The organism is Sphingomonas sp. SFZ2018-12, from assembly GCF_022496715.1.
In the GTDB taxonomy this organism is placed as follows: domain Bacteria; phylum Pseudomonadota; class Alphaproteobacteria; order Sphingomonadales; family Sphingomonadaceae; genus Sphingomonas.
The window spans coordinates 334,118-350,869 of record NZ_WTFM01000001.1 but is presented as its reverse complement, the minus strand read 5'-3'; the positions used below and the strand labels follow the sequence as shown (position 1 = coordinate 350,869).

Annotated in this window: 15 protein-coding genes; 10 read left to right on the top strand and 5 right to left on the bottom strand. The window is 67.0% G+C overall.

What is annotated here, in order from left to right; all coding sequences use genetic code 11:
* Positions 1-101 precede the first annotated feature (101 nt).
* From GO308_RS01610 to GO308_RS01585, 6 genes are all read left to right on the top strand, one after another.
* Positions 102-989 (top strand): F0F1 ATP synthase subunit gamma, encoded by an 888-nt coding sequence (locus GO308_RS01610; RefSeq protein WP_066480476.1) that lies wholly within the window; start codon positions 102-104, stop codon positions 987-989.
* Positions 989-1,606, top strand: coding sequence for a hypothetical protein (locus GO308_RS01605; protein ID WP_240883620.1), 618 nt, complete (start codon positions 989-991; stop codon positions 1,604-1,606). The genes GO308_RS01610 and GO308_RS01605 overlap by 1 nt, the downstream gene beginning before the upstream one ends.
* Positions 1,590-3,062: a F0F1 ATP synthase subunit beta gene (atpD, locus tag GO308_RS01600; RefSeq protein ID WP_066480474.1), complete on the top strand. Its 1,473-nt coding sequence runs from the start codon at positions 1,590-1,592 to the stop codon at positions 3,060-3,062. Before GO308_RS01605 ends, atpD begins: the two co-directional genes overlap by 17 nt.
* 129 nt (positions 3,063-3,191) lie before the next feature.
* A complete protein-coding gene (locus GO308_RS01595) occupies positions 3,192-3,446 on the top strand; it encodes an ATP synthase F1 subunit epsilon (protein ID WP_066480473.1) in 255 nt (84 codons plus the stop codon).
* Between the two features lie 101 nt (positions 3,447-3,547).
* Complete coding sequence (locus GO308_RS01590) at positions 3,548-5,074, top strand: CpaF family protein (protein ID WP_197417143.1); 1,527 nt, start codon at positions 3,548-3,550, stop codon at positions 5,072-5,074.
* Between the two features lie 77 nt (positions 5,075-5,151).
* Positions 5,152-6,360: an aspartyl protease family protein gene (locus tag GO308_RS01585; protein WP_240883619.1), complete on the top strand. Its 1,209-nt coding sequence runs from the start codon at positions 5,152-5,154 to the stop codon at positions 6,358-6,360.
* Between the two features lie 37 nt (positions 6,361-6,397).
* Here GO308_RS01585 and GO308_RS01580 read toward each other — a convergent pair whose 3' ends face one another.
* Both GO308_RS01580 and GO308_RS01575 read right to left on the bottom strand, forming a co-directional pair.
* Complete coding sequence (locus GO308_RS01580; RefSeq protein WP_240883618.1) at positions 6,398-7,246, bottom strand: hypothetical protein; 849 nt, start codon at positions 7,244-7,246, stop codon at positions 6,398-6,400.
* Between the two features lie 103 nt (positions 7,247-7,349).
* A complete protein-coding gene (locus tag GO308_RS01575; protein WP_066544159.1) occupies positions 7,350-7,544 on the bottom strand; it encodes a hypothetical protein in 195 nt (64 codons plus the stop codon).
* Positions 7,545-7,605: 61 nt separating this feature from the next.
* Here GO308_RS01575 and GO308_RS01570 point away from each other — a divergent pair, with 61 nt between their 5' ends.
* Entirely contained in the window at positions 7,606-8,418 is an 813-nt protein-coding gene (locus GO308_RS01570) for a methyltransferase domain-containing protein (RefSeq protein WP_082731020.1), read from the top strand.
* 351 nt (positions 8,419-8,769) lie between these two features.
* On the opposite strand, the gene GO308_RS01565 is transcribed toward GO308_RS01570, so the two are convergent.
* Positions 8,770-9,237 (bottom strand): GNAT family N-acetyltransferase, encoded by a 468-nt coding sequence (locus tag GO308_RS01565; protein ID WP_066480464.1) that lies wholly within the window; start codon positions 9,235-9,237, stop codon positions 8,770-8,772.
* A gap of 169 nt (positions 9,238-9,406) precedes the next feature.
* Positions 9,407-9,976, bottom strand: a complete 570-nt coding sequence (phaR, locus tag GO308_RS01560) for a polyhydroxyalkanoate synthesis repressor PhaR (RefSeq protein ID WP_066480462.1) — start codon at positions 9,974-9,976, stop codon at positions 9,407-9,409.
* 94 nt (positions 9,977-10,070) lie between these two features.
* Here phaR and GO308_RS01555 point away from each other — a divergent pair, with 94 nt between their 5' ends.
* The 3 genes from GO308_RS01555 to GO308_RS01545 all read left to right on the top strand — a co-directional run bounded on the left by GO308_RS01555 (position 10,071) and on the right by GO308_RS01545 (position 15,631).
* Positions 10,071-11,087: an alpha/beta hydrolase gene (locus tag GO308_RS01555; RefSeq protein WP_240883617.1), complete on the top strand. Its 1,017-nt coding sequence runs from the start codon at positions 10,071-10,073 to the stop codon at positions 11,085-11,087.
* Positions 11,088-11,150: 63 nt separating this feature from the next.
* Positions 11,151-12,323, top strand: coding sequence for an acetyl-CoA C-acetyltransferase (locus tag GO308_RS01550; protein WP_066480459.1), 1,173 nt, complete (start codon positions 11,151-11,153; stop codon positions 12,321-12,323).
* Positions 12,324-12,556: 233 nt separating this feature from the next.
* Positions 12,557-15,631 carry a TonB-dependent receptor gene (locus tag GO308_RS01545; RefSeq protein WP_240883616.1) on the top strand — a complete coding sequence of 1,025 codons (3,075 nt, stop codon included), beginning with the start codon at positions 12,557-12,559 and terminating at the stop codon, positions 15,629-15,631.
* A gap of 60 nt (positions 15,632-15,691) precedes the next feature.
* Here GO308_RS01545 and alr read toward each other — a convergent pair whose 3' ends face one another.
* Positions 15,692-16,747 (bottom strand): alanine racemase, encoded by a 1,056-nt coding sequence (gene alr / locus GO308_RS01540; protein ID WP_240883615.1) that lies wholly within the window; start codon positions 16,745-16,747, stop codon positions 15,692-15,694.
* Between the last annotated feature and the right edge of the window lie 5 nt (positions 16,748-16,752).

The following is a 16,752-nucleotide window of genomic DNA, read 5'->3' as shown; positions in this document are numbered from 1 at the left end:
GAGGGGCCGCCACAGGCACCACCCTCTCCAACTTCGACTAGCCGGCACGCCGGCAAGTCTTCGTATCCTCCCCCTCCAGGGGGAGGGAGGAAAAGGGTAACATGGCCTCGCTCAAGGCACTGAAAATGCGGATCGGGTCGGTCAAGTCGACCCAGAAGATCACCAAGGCGATGAAGATGGTCGCCGCCGCCAAGCTGCGCCGTGCGCAGGACGCGGCCGAGGCCGGGCGTCCCTATGCCCAGCGGCTGGAAGCCGTCGTCGCCTCGCTCGCCGCCCGCGTCGGCCGCAAGGATGGCGGGCCGCTGCTGCTGTCGGGCACCGGGCGTGACCAGGTGCACCTGTTCGTCGTCGCGACCAGCGACAAGGGGCTGGCGGGTGCGTTCAACACCAACATCGCGCGCCTCGCGCGCCGCCGTGCCGAAGAGCTGGTCGCCCAAGGCAAGACGGTCAAGTTCTACACCATCGGCCGCAAGGGCCGCGCGGTGCTGGCGCGCAGCTTCCGCGACCAGATGGTGCATTCGATCGAGCCGGGCGATCTCGGCAAGCTGCGCTTCGCCGATGCCAAGGGTTATGCCGACGACCTGATCGCGCGTTTCCACGCCGGCGAGTTCGACGTCGCGCACCTGTTCTATTCGACCTTCAAGTCGGTGCTGACCCAGGAACCGACCGAGCAGCAGATCCTGCCCGTCGCGATCCCCGCAGCGGCCGAGGGCGCGCCGGCGACCGATGGCGGCGCAGTGGTCGAATATGAGCCCGACGAGGAATCGATCCTCGCCGACCTGCTGCCGCGCAACGTCGCGATCCAGCTGTTCCGCGCGATGCGCGAGAATGCGGCGTCCGAGCAGGGCAGCAAGATGACCGCCATGGACAATGCGACCCGCAACGCCGGCGACCTGATCAAGCGGCTCAACATCGAATATAACCGCACGCGCCAGGCGGCGATCACCACCGAGCTGGTCGAGATCATTTCGGGAGCGGAGGCGCTCTGATGCGGCCGGCGCTGGCGATCCTGCTGGTGGCGACGGTGCTGGGCGGCTGCAATTCGCAGCCGGCCGAGCCGACCGTGCGCGAGCAGGAAGCCGAGCTGGTCAATTCGACCGCCGACCTCAAGCAATGGGACCGCGTGTTCGGCGTGCCGTCGGACACCGTCGCCGCGCTCAACCAGTTCGGCTTCCGCCTCGCCGACTATGGCCAGGCCGGCGAGGGTGCCGCGACCAGGGGCGAGCCGATCATCCTGTCGCAATCGGATCGCCCCGCCCCGAACGAAGGCACGGTCGAGGTGAGCGGCGCGACGACGGCGCGGATCGACCGCATCGACTTCACCCTCGCGCTGACCGATCCCGACTATGCCGACACCGCCAAGGGCCGCTTCGCCAAAGTGATCGGCGATTTCCTGTTCCAGTTCGACCTCGAACCCGGCGACGCGCTGGCCGCCGTCGCTGGCGAAGCCGATGCCGAAACCCGCATCGCCGGCACGCCGGTGCGGATCGATACGACCGAAGGTGAGGACGGCGTGCGCCGCATCACCGTGACTTTCACGCGTCCGGACGCTAAGGCGCCGGACAATCAGCCAGACCAAGGACAAGCAGATGGCAACCGCGCCTGAAATGACCCGCGCCGCCGGGACCACCAACAATGTCGGCCGTATCGCCCAGGTGATCGGCGCCGTCGTCGACGTGCAGTTCGACGGCACGCTGCCCGCGATCCTGTCGGCGCTCGAAACCGACAATAACGGCAACCGGCTGGTGCTCGAAGTCGCGCAGCATCTGGGCGAGAACACCGTTCGCACGATCGCGATGGATTCGACCGAGGGCCTGACCCGCGGCCAGACCGTCACCGACACCGGTGCGCAGATCCGTGTGCCCGTCGGCCCCAAGACGCTGGGCCGCATCATGAACGTCGTCGGCGAACCGATTGACGAGCGCGGCCCGATCGGCGCGGAAACCACCGCCCCCATCCATGCCAAGGCGCCCGAGTTCGTCGACCAGTCGACCGAAGCCAGCATCCTCGTCACCGGCATCAAGGTCATTGACCTGCTCGCGCCCTATGCCAAGGGCGGCAAGATCGGCCTGTTCGGCGGCGCGGGCGTGGGCAAGACCGTGCTAATCCAGGAACTGATCAACAACATCGCCAAGGGGCATGGCGGCACGTCGGTGTTCGCCGGCGTGGGTGAGCGCACCCGCGAGGGCAACGACCTCTATCACGAATTCCTCGACGCGGGCGTCATCGCCAAGAACGAGGCGGGCGAGGCGATCAGCGAAGGATCGAAGGTCGCGCTGGTCTATGGCCAGATGAACGAGCCCCCCGGGGCACGCGCGCGCGTGGCCCTTTCCGGCCTGACCATCGCCGAATATTTCCGCGATGTCGAAGGCCAGGACGTGCTGTTCTTCGTCGACAACATCTTCCGCTTCACCCAGGCCGGTTCGGAAGTGTCGGCGCTGCTCGGCCGCATCCCGTCGGCGGTGGGTTACCAGCCGACGCTGTCGACCGACATGGGCGCGCTGCAGGAGCGCATCACCTCGACCAACAAGGGGTCGATTACCTCGGTGCAGGCGATCTACGTGCCCGCCGACGACTTGACCGACCCCGCGCCGGCCACCTCGTTCGCCCACCTGGATGCGACGACCGTGCTCAACCGGGCGATTTCGGAACTGGGCATCTATCCCGCCGTCGATCCGCTCGATTCGACCAGCCGCGTGCTTGAACCGCGCGTCGTCGGCCAGGAGCATTACGAAACCGCCCGCGCCGTCCAGTCGACGCTGCAGAAGTACAAGTCGCTTCAGGACATCATTGCCATCCTGGGCATGGACGAGCTGTCGGAAGAGGACAAGCTGACGGTCAGCCGCGCGCGCAAGATCCAGCGCTTCCTGAGCCAGCCGTTCCACGTCGCAGAAGTCTTCACCGGCATCCCGGGCAAGTTCGTTCAGCTGGAAGACACCATCAAGTCGTTCAAGGCGGTGGTGAACGGCGAATATGACCATTTGCCGGAGAGCGCCTTCTACATGGTCGGCGGCATCGACGAAGCGATCGCCAAGGCCGCCAAGATGGCCAGCGAGGCGTAAACGAACATCGCCCTCTCCCCGTTGGGGAGAGGGTTGGGAGAGGGGAAGGCCAAACGCCCGACGCCGCCTCTTCCAGCACCCCCTCTCCCCGAACCTCTCCCCACGGGGGAGAGGGAGAAGGACCGACAAATGCTCCACTTCGAACTCGTCACGCCCGAAAAGCTCGTTCGCTCCGAATCGGTGCATATGGTTGTCGTGCCCGGCACCGACGGCGATTTCGGCGTGCTGGAGGGCCATGCACCGCTGATGTCGACGATCCGCGACGGCGCGCTCGCCATCTATCGTACCGAGCGTGGCGAACCCGAAACGATCCGCATCGAAGGCGGCTTTGCGGAGGTTAACGCGCGCGGCCTGACCGTGCTCGCCGAGCGCGCCGAGGCCTGATCCGCGCCGCCGGACCGACGGTTTCGCGACGTGGTTAGGCAATTGTAAAAGGTTCGCGCCTATCGCTGGGGTCAATAGTTTTGGCCGGGCGAGAGACAGACGTGAACGCATTCGGGCGACGCAGTGGCGTAAATGGTGCGGGCGGCGGGCGCCCTTCGTTCGGCGTGGCGCGCCCGATGCAGGGCGGTCCGGCCCGCCCCGGCGAACCCGATGTCGCAACGCAGTTCCCGCAGATCCCCGTCCCCGGTGCCAGCCCCAGCGAAGAGATCAGCCCGCTGGTCAGCGCCCAGGGGCTCGACGCGATGGCGAGGCTCGACGAACGCCAGCAGGCGTCGGGCGACGCCGCGAACAGCCGGGTCGAGGGCTTTGAGAGCTCGATCCACCGCATCAAGGAACAGGTGCTGCCGCGCCTGCTCGAACGCGTCGATCCCGAAGCCGCCGCCACGCTCAACAAGGACGAGCTGGCCGAGGAGTTTCGCCCGATCATCGGCGAAGTGCTCGCCGAGCTGAAGCTCACCCTCAACCGCCGCGAGCAGTTCGCGCTGGAAAAGGTGCTGGTCGACGAGCTGCTCGGGCTGGGGCCGCTCGAGGAATTGCTCTCCGACCCCGCGATCAGCGACATCATGGTCAACGGGCCGGACCAGACCTTTGTCGAGCGCAAGGGCAAGCTCGAGATCGCCAACATCCAGTTCCGCGACGAGGAGCATCTGTTCCAGATCGCCCAGCGTATCGTCAACCAGGTCGGCCGCCGCGTCGACCAGACGACGCCGCTCGCCGACGCCCGCCTGAAGGACGGCAGCCGCGTCAACGTGATCGTGCCGCCCTTGAGCCTCAAGGGCACCGCGATCTCGATCCGTAAGTTTTCCGCCAAGCCGATCACGCTCGACATGATGGCCAAGGGCGGATCGATGTCGGAGAAGATGGCGACCGCGCTCAAGGTCGCGGGCGCGAGCCGCTTCAACATCGTCATCTCGGGCGGTACTGGTTCGGGCAAGACGACGATGCTCAACGCCTTGTCCAAGATGATCGACCCGGGCGAGCGCGTGCTGACGATCGAGGACGCGGCCGAACTCCGGCTGCAGCAGCCGCACTGGCTGCCGCTCGAAACCCGCCCGCCAAATCTGGAGGGCCAGGGCGAGATCACGATCCGCGATCTGGTCAAGAACGCGCTGCGTATGCGTCCCGACCGCATCATCCTGGGCGAAATTCGTGGCAGCGAGTGTTTCGACCTGCTCGCCGCGATGAACACCGGCCACGACGGCTCGATGGCGACGCTCCACTCCAATTCCCCACGCGAATGCCTGGCGCGTATGGAGAACATGGTGATGATGTCGGACATCAAGGTGCCCAAGGAAGCGATCAGCCGCCAGATCGCTGACTCGGTCGACCTGATCGTTCAGGTCAAGCGCCTGCGCGACGGCTCGCGCCGCGTCACCAACATCACCGAAGTGATCGGCATGGAAGGTCCCGTGATCGTGACGCAGGAGCTTTTCAAGTTCGAGTATCTGGACGAAAGCGCCGACGGCAAGATCATCGGCGAATATCGCGCGATGGGCCTGCGTCCCTACACGCTTGAAAAGGCCAAGCAGTTCGGCTTCGACCAGGCACTGCTCGAAGCCTGCCTCTGATCCTCGCGGGTAATTCGGAAGTGGCGAGCGACGTTCGCGCGCGCTAGGCTGTGCCGCGAATGCGGTGCTGCGTCCTGATGATTCCCGCCACGCTGCTGGCGTCGGCGGTTCCGGCAAGCCGGGCCGAACCGGTCCAGCGCCGGGCGAAGGCGGTCGAGGCCGCCACGCCTGTTCCCGTCGCCGTCACGCTCGCCCCCGATGCGGAGGCGCGCTGGGTGGCGTTTCAGACGACACCGGGCAACCAGCTGCTGTTCGACGTCGAGATCAACGGTGTCGCCGGCCGCGCGATCCTCGACACCGGGGTCAGTCACACCGTCGTGTCGACCGAATTCGCCGGCCGTGCGGGTCTGGCCCCCGCCGGGGAAGGTCGCGCCATCGCGATCGGCGGCCAGATCAACCTGCGCTGGGGCCAGGCGCGGCAGGTCCGCATCGGCGGACTGACGCGAACCGGCGGCCGGGTCGGCATCCTGCCGCTCGCCGCGGCCGCCACCGCGACCGCGTCGCCGATCGACGCGCTGGTCGGGGCGGACATCCTGTCCTGCTGCGCGCTGGACATCGATTATGATGCGCGCCGCTTTCGCCTGCTGCCCAGCGGTCGCCTGCCCTATACCGGCGCGCGCGCGCCGCTGCGGCTGTCCGCCGACCGCCAGGTCTATGTCAGCGAGCTGATGCTGGGCGCACAAACCGTGCGACCGGTGCTGATCGATACCGGCGACGGCTCGTCGGTCACCGTCACCCGGCCCGTCTGGCAGCGCGCGCGGGTTGCCACGCCCGGCCTCACCACCACGCTCGCCTACGGGCTGGGCGGCCCCGTGGTGTCCCAGATGGCGATCGTCCCCGAGTTGCGCGTCGCCACGCTTGCTGCGCACAATGTCGAGGTCCGCATCGAACCGCAGAGCGGCTTTGCGGCGAGCACGGGCACGACCGGGCGGATCGGCTCGGGCTTTCTGATGCGCTACCGCGTGCTGCTCGACCCCATGGCGGGCCACATGATCTTCGTGCCCGGCGCTCGTGCGCTCGACGTACCCAAACGCTCGACTAGCGGCTTGCTGCTCGGCCAGCAGACCGGGCGGCTGAAGGTGCTGCACGTCATGGCGAACAGCCCGGCCGCAAAGGCGGGGTGGCACGTCGACGACCTGATCTGCGCGGTCGACGGCAAGGATGTGACCCCCGGCCCGACGGGCAGCACCGACGTGACCTGGCTGACCGACACGCCCGGCCGGGTGGTGACGCTCGCCCTGTGCGACGGCCGCGTCCGCGAGCTGACGCTCCGTCGCTTCTATTAGGCTCGATTTCCGGTCGCCCGCCCCCGGCGCGGCACGATCATCGCGGCCGGCTGGTGTAATCGATGCGGATGGCGACCCATTCGCCATATTTCAGCCGCCCGCCCAGACGCGGCGGGCGCACGCGGAATTGCCACGCGGCCGCCAGCACCGCGCGCGCGATGTTCGATCCCTCCGGCCCCTCGCCCAGCGCATAGCAGTCCTCGACGCGATAGTCGGGGACGGTGCGGCACGCGATCAGCCCCCAGCCCGGCCCCTTGGCCGTCGACAGGTATCCGCTCAGTTCGTCGTCATAGGGCTCGCGATACCAGGACGCGGCATAAAGCGGCTCGCCATTGGGGCCGCTGCCCGCGACGCGCGGCGTGTCGTTGGACGGCGGTCGATTGTCGGGCGGGCCATAGACGCGGCGCGGAGCCGGTGGTCCGGCCGTCGGGGGCGCGGCGGGGGCGCGCGCGATGTCGGCCGCGGCGAGCTGGTCGCGCGGCAGCAGGATCATCGGTGGCGTCGGCGTGGCCGGTGCGGGCGCGACGCTGGGTTGGGTGGCCGGCACGGGCGGCGATTGCGTTTCCGGAAGCGGAGACGGCGGGGGTGCCGCCGTGGGCGGTGCCGATGCTGGTGCCTCGGCCTTCGGCTCAGCTTGCGCCGCCTCGCTCGCCTCCGGTGTCGAATCGGGCGTGGTGTCGATGGTGAAGGTCGCCATCGGCACCAGCTTGGGCGGCACCAGCGGCGGGGCCAGGCCCAGCAGAACCAGCAGCAGCAACACCTCGACCGCCAGTGCGAACAGGATCGCGATGGCGCGCGGGCCGAGCCGCGATCGCCAGCGTCCGCGCCAACCCCGATCGGGCGGTGCGGCGGTCAGGCGATGAACTGGATCGACCGGCTGAAACACGCGAAACGAGCCCTGGGGTGAAGCGGATGCGCGCGGCGCGGCGCATTGCCGTCCTTTTCGCCGAAATCCGCGGGCATTGCGACCGAAACCTTGCCACCGCCGCTCACGGCAGCCCGCCGGTGATCGCCAGCGCCGCCAGCACCACGGCGGCGAGGAGCGCCATCACCTGGATCAGGTTCCACGGCATGAAACCGGCGCGGTCGGGATCGCGGCGGTTGAACCGGCGGCGCTCCGCCACGCCCGCCACGACGGCCAGCGCCAGCGAAAGCGCGGCGGCGATCCAGAGTCCGACTTGCATCGCGACCGCCCCTATCCCATCACTGCCGCACGACAAGACCCCCCGTAGCTGAGGAGCCGTTATGCGCACCCGTTTCGTCCTGATCGCCGCCCTTGCGTCCTGCGTCGGCATTGCCGGCGCGGCCGGCATCGCCGTCGCCAATCATCATGAGGAAAGCCCGATCGCCGCGGCGGTCAAGGCGCCGACCCGCACGCCCGCCAATATGGCGCGCGACAAATATCGCCACCCGGTCGAGACGCTGACCTTTTTCGGCGTCAAGCCGACCGACACCGTGGTCGAGCTGTGGCCCGGCGGCGGCTGGTATACGGAGATCCTGGCGCCGCTGACCAAGGGCAAGGGCACGCTCTATGCCGCCGCACCGATGCCCAACGGTTTTCGCGGGCTGAACGCGCTCAAGGAAAAGGACGCCGCGACCTATGGCGCAGTCAAGATGGCGGCGTTTCCGGCCAAGGACGGCGAACCGACCGTGCCCGATAACAGCGCCGACGTGGTGCTGACCTTCCGCAACGTCCATAACTGGCGCTTCGGCGGCACCGATCAGACCCAGGCCGCGTTCAACGCGATCTTCAAGATGCTGAAGCCGGGCGGGACGCTGGGCGTCGTCGAACACCGCCTGCCCGAAAGCCGCGACGGCGCGGCCGAGGAAAAGAGCGGCTATATGAAGACCAGTTCGGTCCTCGCCTATGCCAAGGCGGCGGGGTTCGAGCTGGTCGGCCAGTCGGAGGTCAACGCGAACCCGAAGGACACCGCGGACTATCCCCAGGGCGTGTGGACGCTGCCCCCCAACTTCGCCGAGAAGGACAAGGATCGCGCCAAGTACGAGGCGATCGGCGAAAGCGACCGCATGACGATCAAGTTCCGCAAGCCGGCCTGACCAGCACGGCGTCATGCCAACAATTGAGGGGCGCTGCCGGCCGGCAGCGCCCCTTTTCTTTCGCCCGAAAGCTGACCGGCAAAGGACACGGGAGGCAGGCCGCGACCGGCGTCGCGTCGTCAACCCGACCTCGTGCCGGACTCCACCGGGCCGCATTGGCAACTCCGGGGCTTCCGCTCGCCCGGCGCAGGCTGGCCCTCAGCACCAGGCCCGAGAGACGCACTGAGGTCGATCGAGGTCGTGAACGGATGAACGGCGGATTTCGGCGGGAGGACCGGCCGGCCGGAACTGGGTGGAAAGCGGACTGTCGGGTTGCACTCCAAGCGAGGAGACAACAAACGTTAAGCTCGGTCAGTCGATCAATTTTGACATGCTGTAATTGTGCATGGCAACGCCATTGTAGGTGAAGTCGTTGCGAGCTTCGACAACGAAGCCTCGACGTTCGAAAAGACGGCGAGCGCCTTCGCTCGCTTCGACGAAAAGCGTCGTTATCCCAGCTGCTTTGGCCGCGCTTTCCAATGCCGCATAGATCGCCGAGCCGACACCCTGTCCCGTTATATCGGGTCGGCAATACAGGTGATCGATATGTCCATTCGCCTCCAAGTCCCCATACCCTGCTAGGGCACCATCGTCATCGACGGCAACCAAGAATATTCTGTCGCGAGCCTGCTGCACGTACTTGTCAGGCTCAGGCTTGGACGGGCTCCACGCATCAACCTGTTCGGAGGAATAATAGGCCAGCCCAGCTTGACGGACCGACGCATGAAAAAGACTGGCGAGGGCCTCGGAGTCTGAAGCCTCGAATGGCCGTATATGCATCTGTCACGACTACGTCCGGTCTCGGGTGGACTGCAATCCTTCTCGCTATGTCCGCGATGGGGTCGACAGCCGACCGGCAGCTTTTGCGTCTACGGCCTGGCTGAAATTGGCCGGCGCGTAACGGCTTGGGCCGGGACAATGAACGCGCCCCGCCGCCCCCGGGTCGGCGTCAGCCCAGCTTTTCGATCTTGGATTGCAGGTCGGCCAGCTGGGCGCGCAGCGCCGCGATTTCGGCGTCCTTGCCGACGCCGCCCTCGGCTGTCGGTGCTGCGGGCGCCGCGTCGCTGGGCGACCCGCCCGGCTTGAATGCGGAGGTCGCGGCTTCGAACATCGCCATGTTGCGCTTGGCCATTTCGGCGAACGGCGAATTGGCGAACGCGCCCTCGACCGCCGACTTGAACTGTTCCTGGTTGCGGCGAAAGCTCTCCATCGACGCTTCCAGATAGCCCGGCACCATCGCCTGCATCGAATCGCCATAAAGCGCGATCAGCTGGCGCAGGAAATTGACCGGCAGCATCGTCTGGCCGCGCGCTTCCTCTTCCATGATGATCTGCGTCAGGACATTATGCGTGATGTCCTCCTCGCTCTTCGCGTCGATCACCTTGAAGTCGCGCCCCTCGCGAGTCATCGCGGCGAGGTGGTCGAGGGTGATGTAGGACGAGGTTTCGGTGTTGTAGAGCCGGCGATTGGCGTATTTCTTGATGATGACGGGACCGCCCGCGGCGGATTGCTTCTTCATGGGATGAAAGCCCTCGACTGTGTCAGATCCGAGCCTATCATCATTTCTTGCGGCACCGCAACACGGCCCCCGCCCCCTGCCCCTGTTTCTTGCCATGTTGCAGCGGGAAACCGCAGCATGCGACGCGCGCCGCCGCGCCGCACTGGCCGGGCTCGCCGCCTATCAGGCCGCGCCGCGCGTGGCGCGCGCGCCGGCGGGCCGGGAAATTGCGCGGTGCGGTCGGGTCAGCGTGCGCGACCATGGCGGCGCGGCGGCATCGGGGCGGCCGGTGCTGCTGGTCCCGTCGCTGATCAACGCGCCGTTCATCCTCGACCTGTCGCCCGGCCGCTCGCTGGTCGCGTGGCTGGCCGCGCGCGGGCTGCGCGCGATGCTGGTCGACTGGGGCACGCCCGATCCCGCCGAGCGCGACGAGGATATCTCCGCGCACGTCGCCGACCGGCTCGTCCCGCTGATCGACGCGGTGACGCAGGATGCGGGGGCCGAACCCTTGCTGGTCGGCTATTGCCTGGGCGGCACGATGGCGATCGCGGCGGCGGCGCTGCGCCCGGTCGCCGCCCTCGCCCTCATCGCCGCGCCGTGGCACTATTCGGGCTTTGGCGAGCCTGCGCGCGCGCAGATCGGGCGGCTTTGGGCCCAGACGCAGCCGGTATGCGACGCGTTGGGGCTGGTCCCGATGGAGGTGCTGCAGGCCTGTTTCTGGCAGCTCGATCCCGCGCGCACGATCGCCAAATACGAACGTTTCGCCACGCTCGATCCCGATGACGCGGCCGCGCACGACTTCGTAGTGCTGGAGGATTGGGCCAATGGCGGCGCGCCGCTGACCTATGGCGCGGGCGCGCAGATGTTCGAGCAGTTCTTCGCCGCCGATACGCCCGGTCGCGGCGCGTGGCAGGTTGCGGGCACGCCGGTCGATCCGCACGCGATCGACATCCCGACGATCGAGTTCGTCGCGCGCAACGACCGCATCGTCCCCGCCGCCAGTGCGCTCGGTCGCGGCGAGGTCCGCCCGCTCGATGCCGGCCATGTCGGCATGGTCGTCGGCCAGCGCGCCCGCGACCAGCTCTGGGCACCGCTCGCGGACTGGTTATCGGGGATCGCGCTCGCTAGATAGGCGCACCCGACTCAGATCGGTGCCCCGCCAGAGGGCGTCAACCCGCGACAGGAGCCCATGCCCATGACCGACATCGTCATCACCGCCGCCAAGCGCACGCCCGTCGGCAGTTTCCTGGGCGCGTTCGCCGCCACCCCCGCGCACGAACTGGGGCGGGTCGCGATCGAGGCGGCACTGGCGGCTTCGGGCGTCAGCGGCGATGAGGTGTCCGAAGTCATCATGGGCCAGGTGCTCACCGCCGCGCAGGGGCAGAACCCCGCGCGCCAGGCGTCGATGGCGGCCGGCGTGCCCAAGGAAGTGCCGGCATGGGGCGTCAACCAGGTCTGCGGATCGGGCCTGCGCGCGGTCGCGCTCGCGGCCCAGGCGGTGGCCAATGGCGATGCGACCATTGTCGTCGCGGGCGGCCAGGAGTCGATGTCGATGAGCCCGCACGCCCAGTCGCTGCGCCCCGGCACCAAGATGGGCGACCTGAGCCTCGTCGACACGATGATCAAGGACGGGCTGATGGACGTCTTCAACGGCTATCACATGGGGATGACCGCGGAGAACCTGGCCGAGCAATATCAGATCACGCGCGGCGAGCAGGACGAATTCGCCGTCCGCTCGCAGAATCTGGCGGAAGCCGCGCGCAGCGAAGGCCGCTTCGCCGGCCAGATCGCGCCGGTGACGGTCAAGGGCCGCAAGGGCGACACCGTCATCGACCAGGACGAATATATCCGCGCCGGGGCGACGATCGACGGGGTGTCGGGCCTGCGCCCTGCGTTCAAGAAGGACGGGACGGTGACCGCCGCCAACGCCAGCGGACTCAACGACGGGGCCGCCGCGCTCGTCGTGATGCGCCGCGAGGAAGCCGAGCGCCGGGGCGCGCCGATCCTGGCCCGCATCGCCAGCTGGGCGTCGGCGGGCGTCGATCCGTCGATCATGGGCATCGGCCCGGTCCCCGCGAGCCGGCGCGCGCTCGAGAAGGCGGGCTGGACGATCGCCGATCTCGACCTCATCGAGGCGAACGAGGCGTTCGCCGCCCAGGCGCTGGCGGTCGGCAAGGAAATGGGTTGGGACCCCGACCGGATCAACGTCAACGGCGGCGCGATCGCGATCGGCCATCCGATCGGCGCATCGGGCGCGCGCGTGCTGACCACGCTGCTCCACGAAATGGTCCGGCGCGACGCGAAAAAGGGAATCGCCACGCTGTGCATCGGCGGCGGCATGGGGATCGCGATGTGCGTGGAACGCTGAGGGCGATTCGCCCGGCGGTTGCACTCACGTAATATCTGGAAAGCGAAAGGTGGCGTGCGCGAACGATTCGCGCGCGCCATTTATTTTGCATTGCAGCAATGTGACATTGCTACCACAGGTTCAGGCTAAATTCGTTTCGTTCCTGCGGCGAAACCTTGCCAGAATCTGAACAATCCCATCAGTTAGCGACGAAGCGGTGGAAATCGCTGCCACGCACGAAAACCATGGGGTCAATGAAAATGAAGATCAGCCAGTTGCTGTCTGCAACGGCGCTTGCCGGCGCCGTTGCGTTTTTCCCTCAGTCCGCCATCGCGCAGGACCAGGAAACGACCGAAGAAAGCCGCGAGCTTCCGGCAACTGAGAATGAGAATCCGGAAGAGATCGTCGTCACCGGCTCGCGCATCCGCCGCACGTCGTTCGATCTGTTCGAACCGACCATTTCGATCGGTTCCCAGTATCTCGAAGACCGCGGCCTGACCAACGTCGCCGACGCGCTGAACGAACTGCCCGGTTTTCGCGGTTCGGTCACGCCGAACGGCGCGCAGGGCGGTTTCGGCCAGGGCGTCAATTTCATCAACTCCTTCGGTCTCGGTTCGAACCGCACGCTGACCCTGATCAACGGCCGCCGCGTGGTGTCGTCGAACGTCACGACCATCTTCGGCAACGCCGCGCCGGGTACGCAGGTCGACCTCAACATCGTCAACCCGATCCTGGTCGAGCGAATCGACCGCGTCGCGATCGGCGGCGCCCCGATTTACGGTTCGGACGCAATCGCGGGCACGCTCAACGTCATCACGAAGAACCGGTTCAACAAGCTGGAGATTCAGGGCACCGCCGCCGTCACCGAATATGGTGACAATTTCCGGTACAATTTCTCGGCCGGCTACGGCCACGATTTTGCCGGCGGTCGGGGCAACATCTCGATCGCGGCGAGCTATGAAGAGGTCGACGGCGTCCTGACCAACGACCGGCCTTTCCTGCGCAATGGTGTCGGCGGCCAGCTGAACCCGACCTCGGCTCTGGCGGCGCAGCTCGGGCCGGCGGGTCGTACGCCGCTCAACGACGGCCGCATCAATCCGAACATCGGGTTCAACGACAGCGCGAGCGACGGCTTCCCCGGCACCGTGCTGGTGACCCGCGCGGGCATCCCCTCGCTCAGCCGCGGCGGCGTGATCGCCAATATCGGCGCGCTGCGGCCGCTTGACTTCAATTACCAGTTCGCGCCGGACGGCACGCTGATCCCGTATGACCGCGGCACGCTGTATGGCGGCGTCATCACGGCCGCGGCTTCACGCAACTCGGACGGTGACGGCTTCGTCTTCAACGACTTCACCCAGATCACCAGCAATGTCCGCCGCATTTCGGCCAATCTGTTCACGAATTACGAGCTGACCGACAATATCCGCGTGTTCGCCGAGGGCCTGTACTTCAACGGTCGCGGCGACGAGCTGATCCAGCAGCAGTCGTTCCAGTCGACGCTGTTCGGCGGTGCCAGCGGCCCGCTGACCTTCAGCGTCAACAACCCGCTGCTGTCGACCCAGGCGCGCAACCTCCTGGTCGCCAACGGCTACTCGACCTTCCGCGTCAGCCGGATCAACCTTGACCTCGGCGACGCGACCGGTGTTTCCGAAAATGACCTGTATCGCGTCGTCGGCGGCACCGACGGCACGTTCGAGGCGTTCGGGCGCTCGTTCAACTTCGAAGTCACGGGCACGTGGGGCCGCACCGACTATCGGGATATCTCCCAGCAGATCAACCAGCAGAACTTCGTCAACGCGATCAACGGCTGCGTGACCAACCCGACGGTCAACGCAACGCCGGGCTTCACGCCCACGGCTGACGCGCGCTGCGTCCCGCTGAGCGTTTTCGGCGAAGGTGCGCCGTCGCGGGCGGCCTCGGCCTATGTGATCCAGGACACCATCGCCAACAGCCGCATCGAACAATGGGTCATCAACGCCAACGTCGGCGGCTCGCCCTTCGACCTGTTCGGCAACCCGGTCAGCTTCAACGTCGGCTATGAACACCGCGACGAAAGCGCAAATTTCGTTCCCGATCCCTTCCTGCAGCAGGGTCTTGGCCGTTCGGTCGCGATCCTGCCGACCAGCGGGTCGTTCAACCTCGATGAAGTGTTCGGCGAAATCAACTTGCCGATCTTCACGCCGAACAACGATTTCTTCTTCCACAATCTCGAACTGTTCGCGCGCGGTCGCTATGTCGACAACACCGTGAACGGCGGGTTCTTTGCCTGGGCGGCGGGCGGCACCTTCTCGCCGATCAAGGACGTCCAGTTCCGCGGCAACTATACGAAGTCGTTCCGCGCACCCGCCGTCGTCGAACTGTTCGCGCCGGTGACCAATACCTTCACCACCGTCGCCGACCTGTGCGCGCCGGGGAACATCAACGCGGGTCCGGTGCCGGACATCCGGTCGCGCAACTGCGCCGCCTTCCTCGCCCGCTTCCCCAACGCGACCCCGCTCAGCGCGGCAACGGCAACCGTCCCGGGTCGTTCGGGCGGTAACTCGGCGCTGTTGAACGAAGAAGCCAACAGCTTCACCTTCGGCGTGGTCGTGCGGCCGCGCTTCATTCCCGGACTGGTCGTTTCGGTCGATTATCTCGATATCGATCTGAGCCAGCCGATCGCCAACCTGACTGTCGCGCAGATCGTTTCGGGTTGCTTCGACAATGCGAACTTCAATGCCGACGATCCGGCGAACGGCAACAGCTTCTGCTCGCAAATCCGTCGCGATGCGAATGGCCAGGTTCCCGCCGATCCCGCCAATCCGGCGGTGACCAGCGGCTTCGTCAACGGCCAGCGTGTCCTGTTCGAGGGCATTCAGGCCGAGGCCGACTATGTCACCAAGCTCACCGGTCTGAAGGTGCCGGGCAGTGTCTCGATGGCGGGCAGCCTGTTCTACGTGAAGCGCCGTATCGTCGACACGACGGGTATCGCACCGGCACGTTCGGACGGCATCCTTGGCGATCCGGAGTTCCAGGGTCAGCTGCGTCTGCGTTACTTCAACGACAGCTTCGCGATCTCGACCAACATCAATTATACCGGCGAACAGCTCGTTTCGCGCTTCAATCGCGCCCCTGGCCCGAACGACAACCGCGAATTCGACCAGTATGACGATTACGTGACGATCGACGCCAGCATCAGCTTCGACGTGAACGAAACGTTCCAGCTCAGCGGCTCGGTCACCAACCTGACCAACCGCGTCGGTCAGGAATATTTCGGGATCATCGCCCCGGCATCCGTCAACGACCCGTTCGGACGCCGTTTCGCGATCACGGCGCGCGTTCGCTACTGATCCGTTCGTTCAACGCATTCCGGGCCGTCCGCCACAAGGCGGGCGGCCCTTTTTTTCGTGTCAGCACCACACCCGCTCGAATCGTCGGCCCAGCCCGGTCAGCAGCTCATATTGCGACATCCCGCTCGCCGCCGCCGCTTCGGGCAGGGCATAGTCGACGGCGATCCAGTCGCCCTCGCGCACGTCCAGCCCCGTTACATCGACGATCGTCAGGTCCATCGACACCCGGCCAAGCACCGCGCGCACGTCGCCGCCGATCCGTGCCCGACCGACGCCGCTGAATCCGCGCCAATAGCCGTCGGCATATCCCAGGTTGAGCGTCGCCAGCCGCATCGGCTGCGCGGCGGTGAAGGTCGCATTATAGCCGACCGCATCCCCCGCCGCGATGTCGCGGCACTGCAGCACCTGCGCCGCGATCCCCACGACCGGGCGCAACGCGTCCGCCAGGGCGGCGACCGGCACGCCGCCATAGATCGCGAGGCCCGGCCGGGTCAGGTCGAACTGATAATCCACCCCCAGCGCCACCCCCGCGGAGTTGGCGAGGCTGCGCCGCCGCGCCGGCACTCCCGCCGCCATGGCCGCAAACGCATCGCGCTGGCGCGCGTTCATCGCATCGTCGGGCGCGTCCGCGCACGCCAGGTGGCTCATCAGCGTGTCGATCGTCAGACCTGTCAGCGCGCCGCTGCCCGCCTCTGCCGGCGACAGGCCCAGCCGGTTCATGCCGGTGTCGATCATCACGTCGCAGCGCCTGCCGCCGGCGTCGCGCCAGCGCGCGACCTGGTCGACGCTGTTCAACACCGGGCGCAGATGGGCGGGCGCGGCCATGGCGACGGCCAGGTCGTCGGCCCGCACCCCGTGCAGCACCGCCACGTCCAGGCCGAGGTCAGCGACCGCCAGCGCCTCTGCCCAGGTCGCGACATAGAAATCGCGGCATCCCGCCGCCGCCAGCCGGGTCATCACCGCACGCGCCCCCAGCCCGTAGCCGTCGGCCTTGACCGCCGCTCCGCACACCGCCGCGCCGCTCATTCGCGCCAATGCGCGCCAATTGTCCCACAGCGCCGCGCCGTCCAGCATCAGGCGAAGGGGGGCGGCGGGCGGCGGCGTCGGATCGATCATCGTCG

What these genes read in the sequence shown, in the direction of transcription:
- GO308_RS01610 (WP_066480476.1), top strand. Translation starts at nt 102, where the DNA reads ATGGCCTCGCTCAAGGCACTGAAAATGCGGATCGGGTCGGTCAAGTCG.
- GO308_RS01605 (WP_240883620.1), top strand. Translation starts at nt 989, where the DNA reads ATGCGGCCGGCGCTGGCGATCCTGCTGGTGGCGACGGTGCTGGGCGGC.
- atpD (WP_066480474.1), top strand. Translation starts at nt 1,590, where the DNA reads ATGGCAACCGCGCCTGAAATGACCCGCGCCGCCGGGACCACCAACAAT.
- GO308_RS01595 (WP_066480473.1), top strand. Translation starts at nt 3,192, where the DNA reads ATGCTCCACTTCGAACTCGTCACGCCCGAAAAGCTCGTTCGCTCCGAA.
- GO308_RS01585 (WP_240883619.1), top strand. Translation starts at nt 5,152, where the DNA reads ATGATTCCCGCCACGCTGCTGGCGTCGGCGGTTCCGGCAAGCCGGGCC.
- GO308_RS01575 (WP_066544159.1), bottom strand. Translation starts at nt 7,544, where the DNA reads ATGCAAGTCGGACTCTGGATCGCCGCCGCGCTTTCGCTGGCGCTGGCC.
- GO308_RS01570 (WP_082731020.1), top strand. Translation starts at nt 7,606, where the DNA reads ATGCGCACCCGTTTCGTCCTGATCGCCGCCCTTGCGTCCTGCGTCGGC.
- GO308_RS01565 (WP_066480464.1), bottom strand. Translation starts at nt 9,237, where the DNA reads ATGCATATACGGCCATTCGAGGCTTCAGACTCCGAGGCCCTCGCCAGT.
- phaR (WP_066480462.1), bottom strand. Translation starts at nt 9,976, where the DNA reads ATGAAGAAGCAATCCGCCGCGGGCGGTCCCGTCATCATCAAGAAATAC.
- GO308_RS01555 (WP_240883617.1), top strand. Translation starts at nt 10,071, where the DNA reads ATGTTGCAGCGGGAAACCGCAGCATGCGACGCGCGCCGCCGCGCCGCA.
- GO308_RS01550 (WP_066480459.1), top strand. Translation starts at nt 11,151, where the DNA reads ATGACCGACATCGTCATCACCGCCGCCAAGCGCACGCCCGTCGGCAGT.
- GO308_RS01545 (WP_240883616.1), top strand. Translation starts at nt 12,557, where the DNA reads ATGAAAATGAAGATCAGCCAGTTGCTGTCTGCAACGGCGCTTGCCGGC.
- alr (WP_240883615.1), bottom strand. Translation starts at nt 16,747, where the DNA reads ATGATCGATCCGACGCCGCCGCCCGCCGCCCCCCTTCGCCTGATGCTG.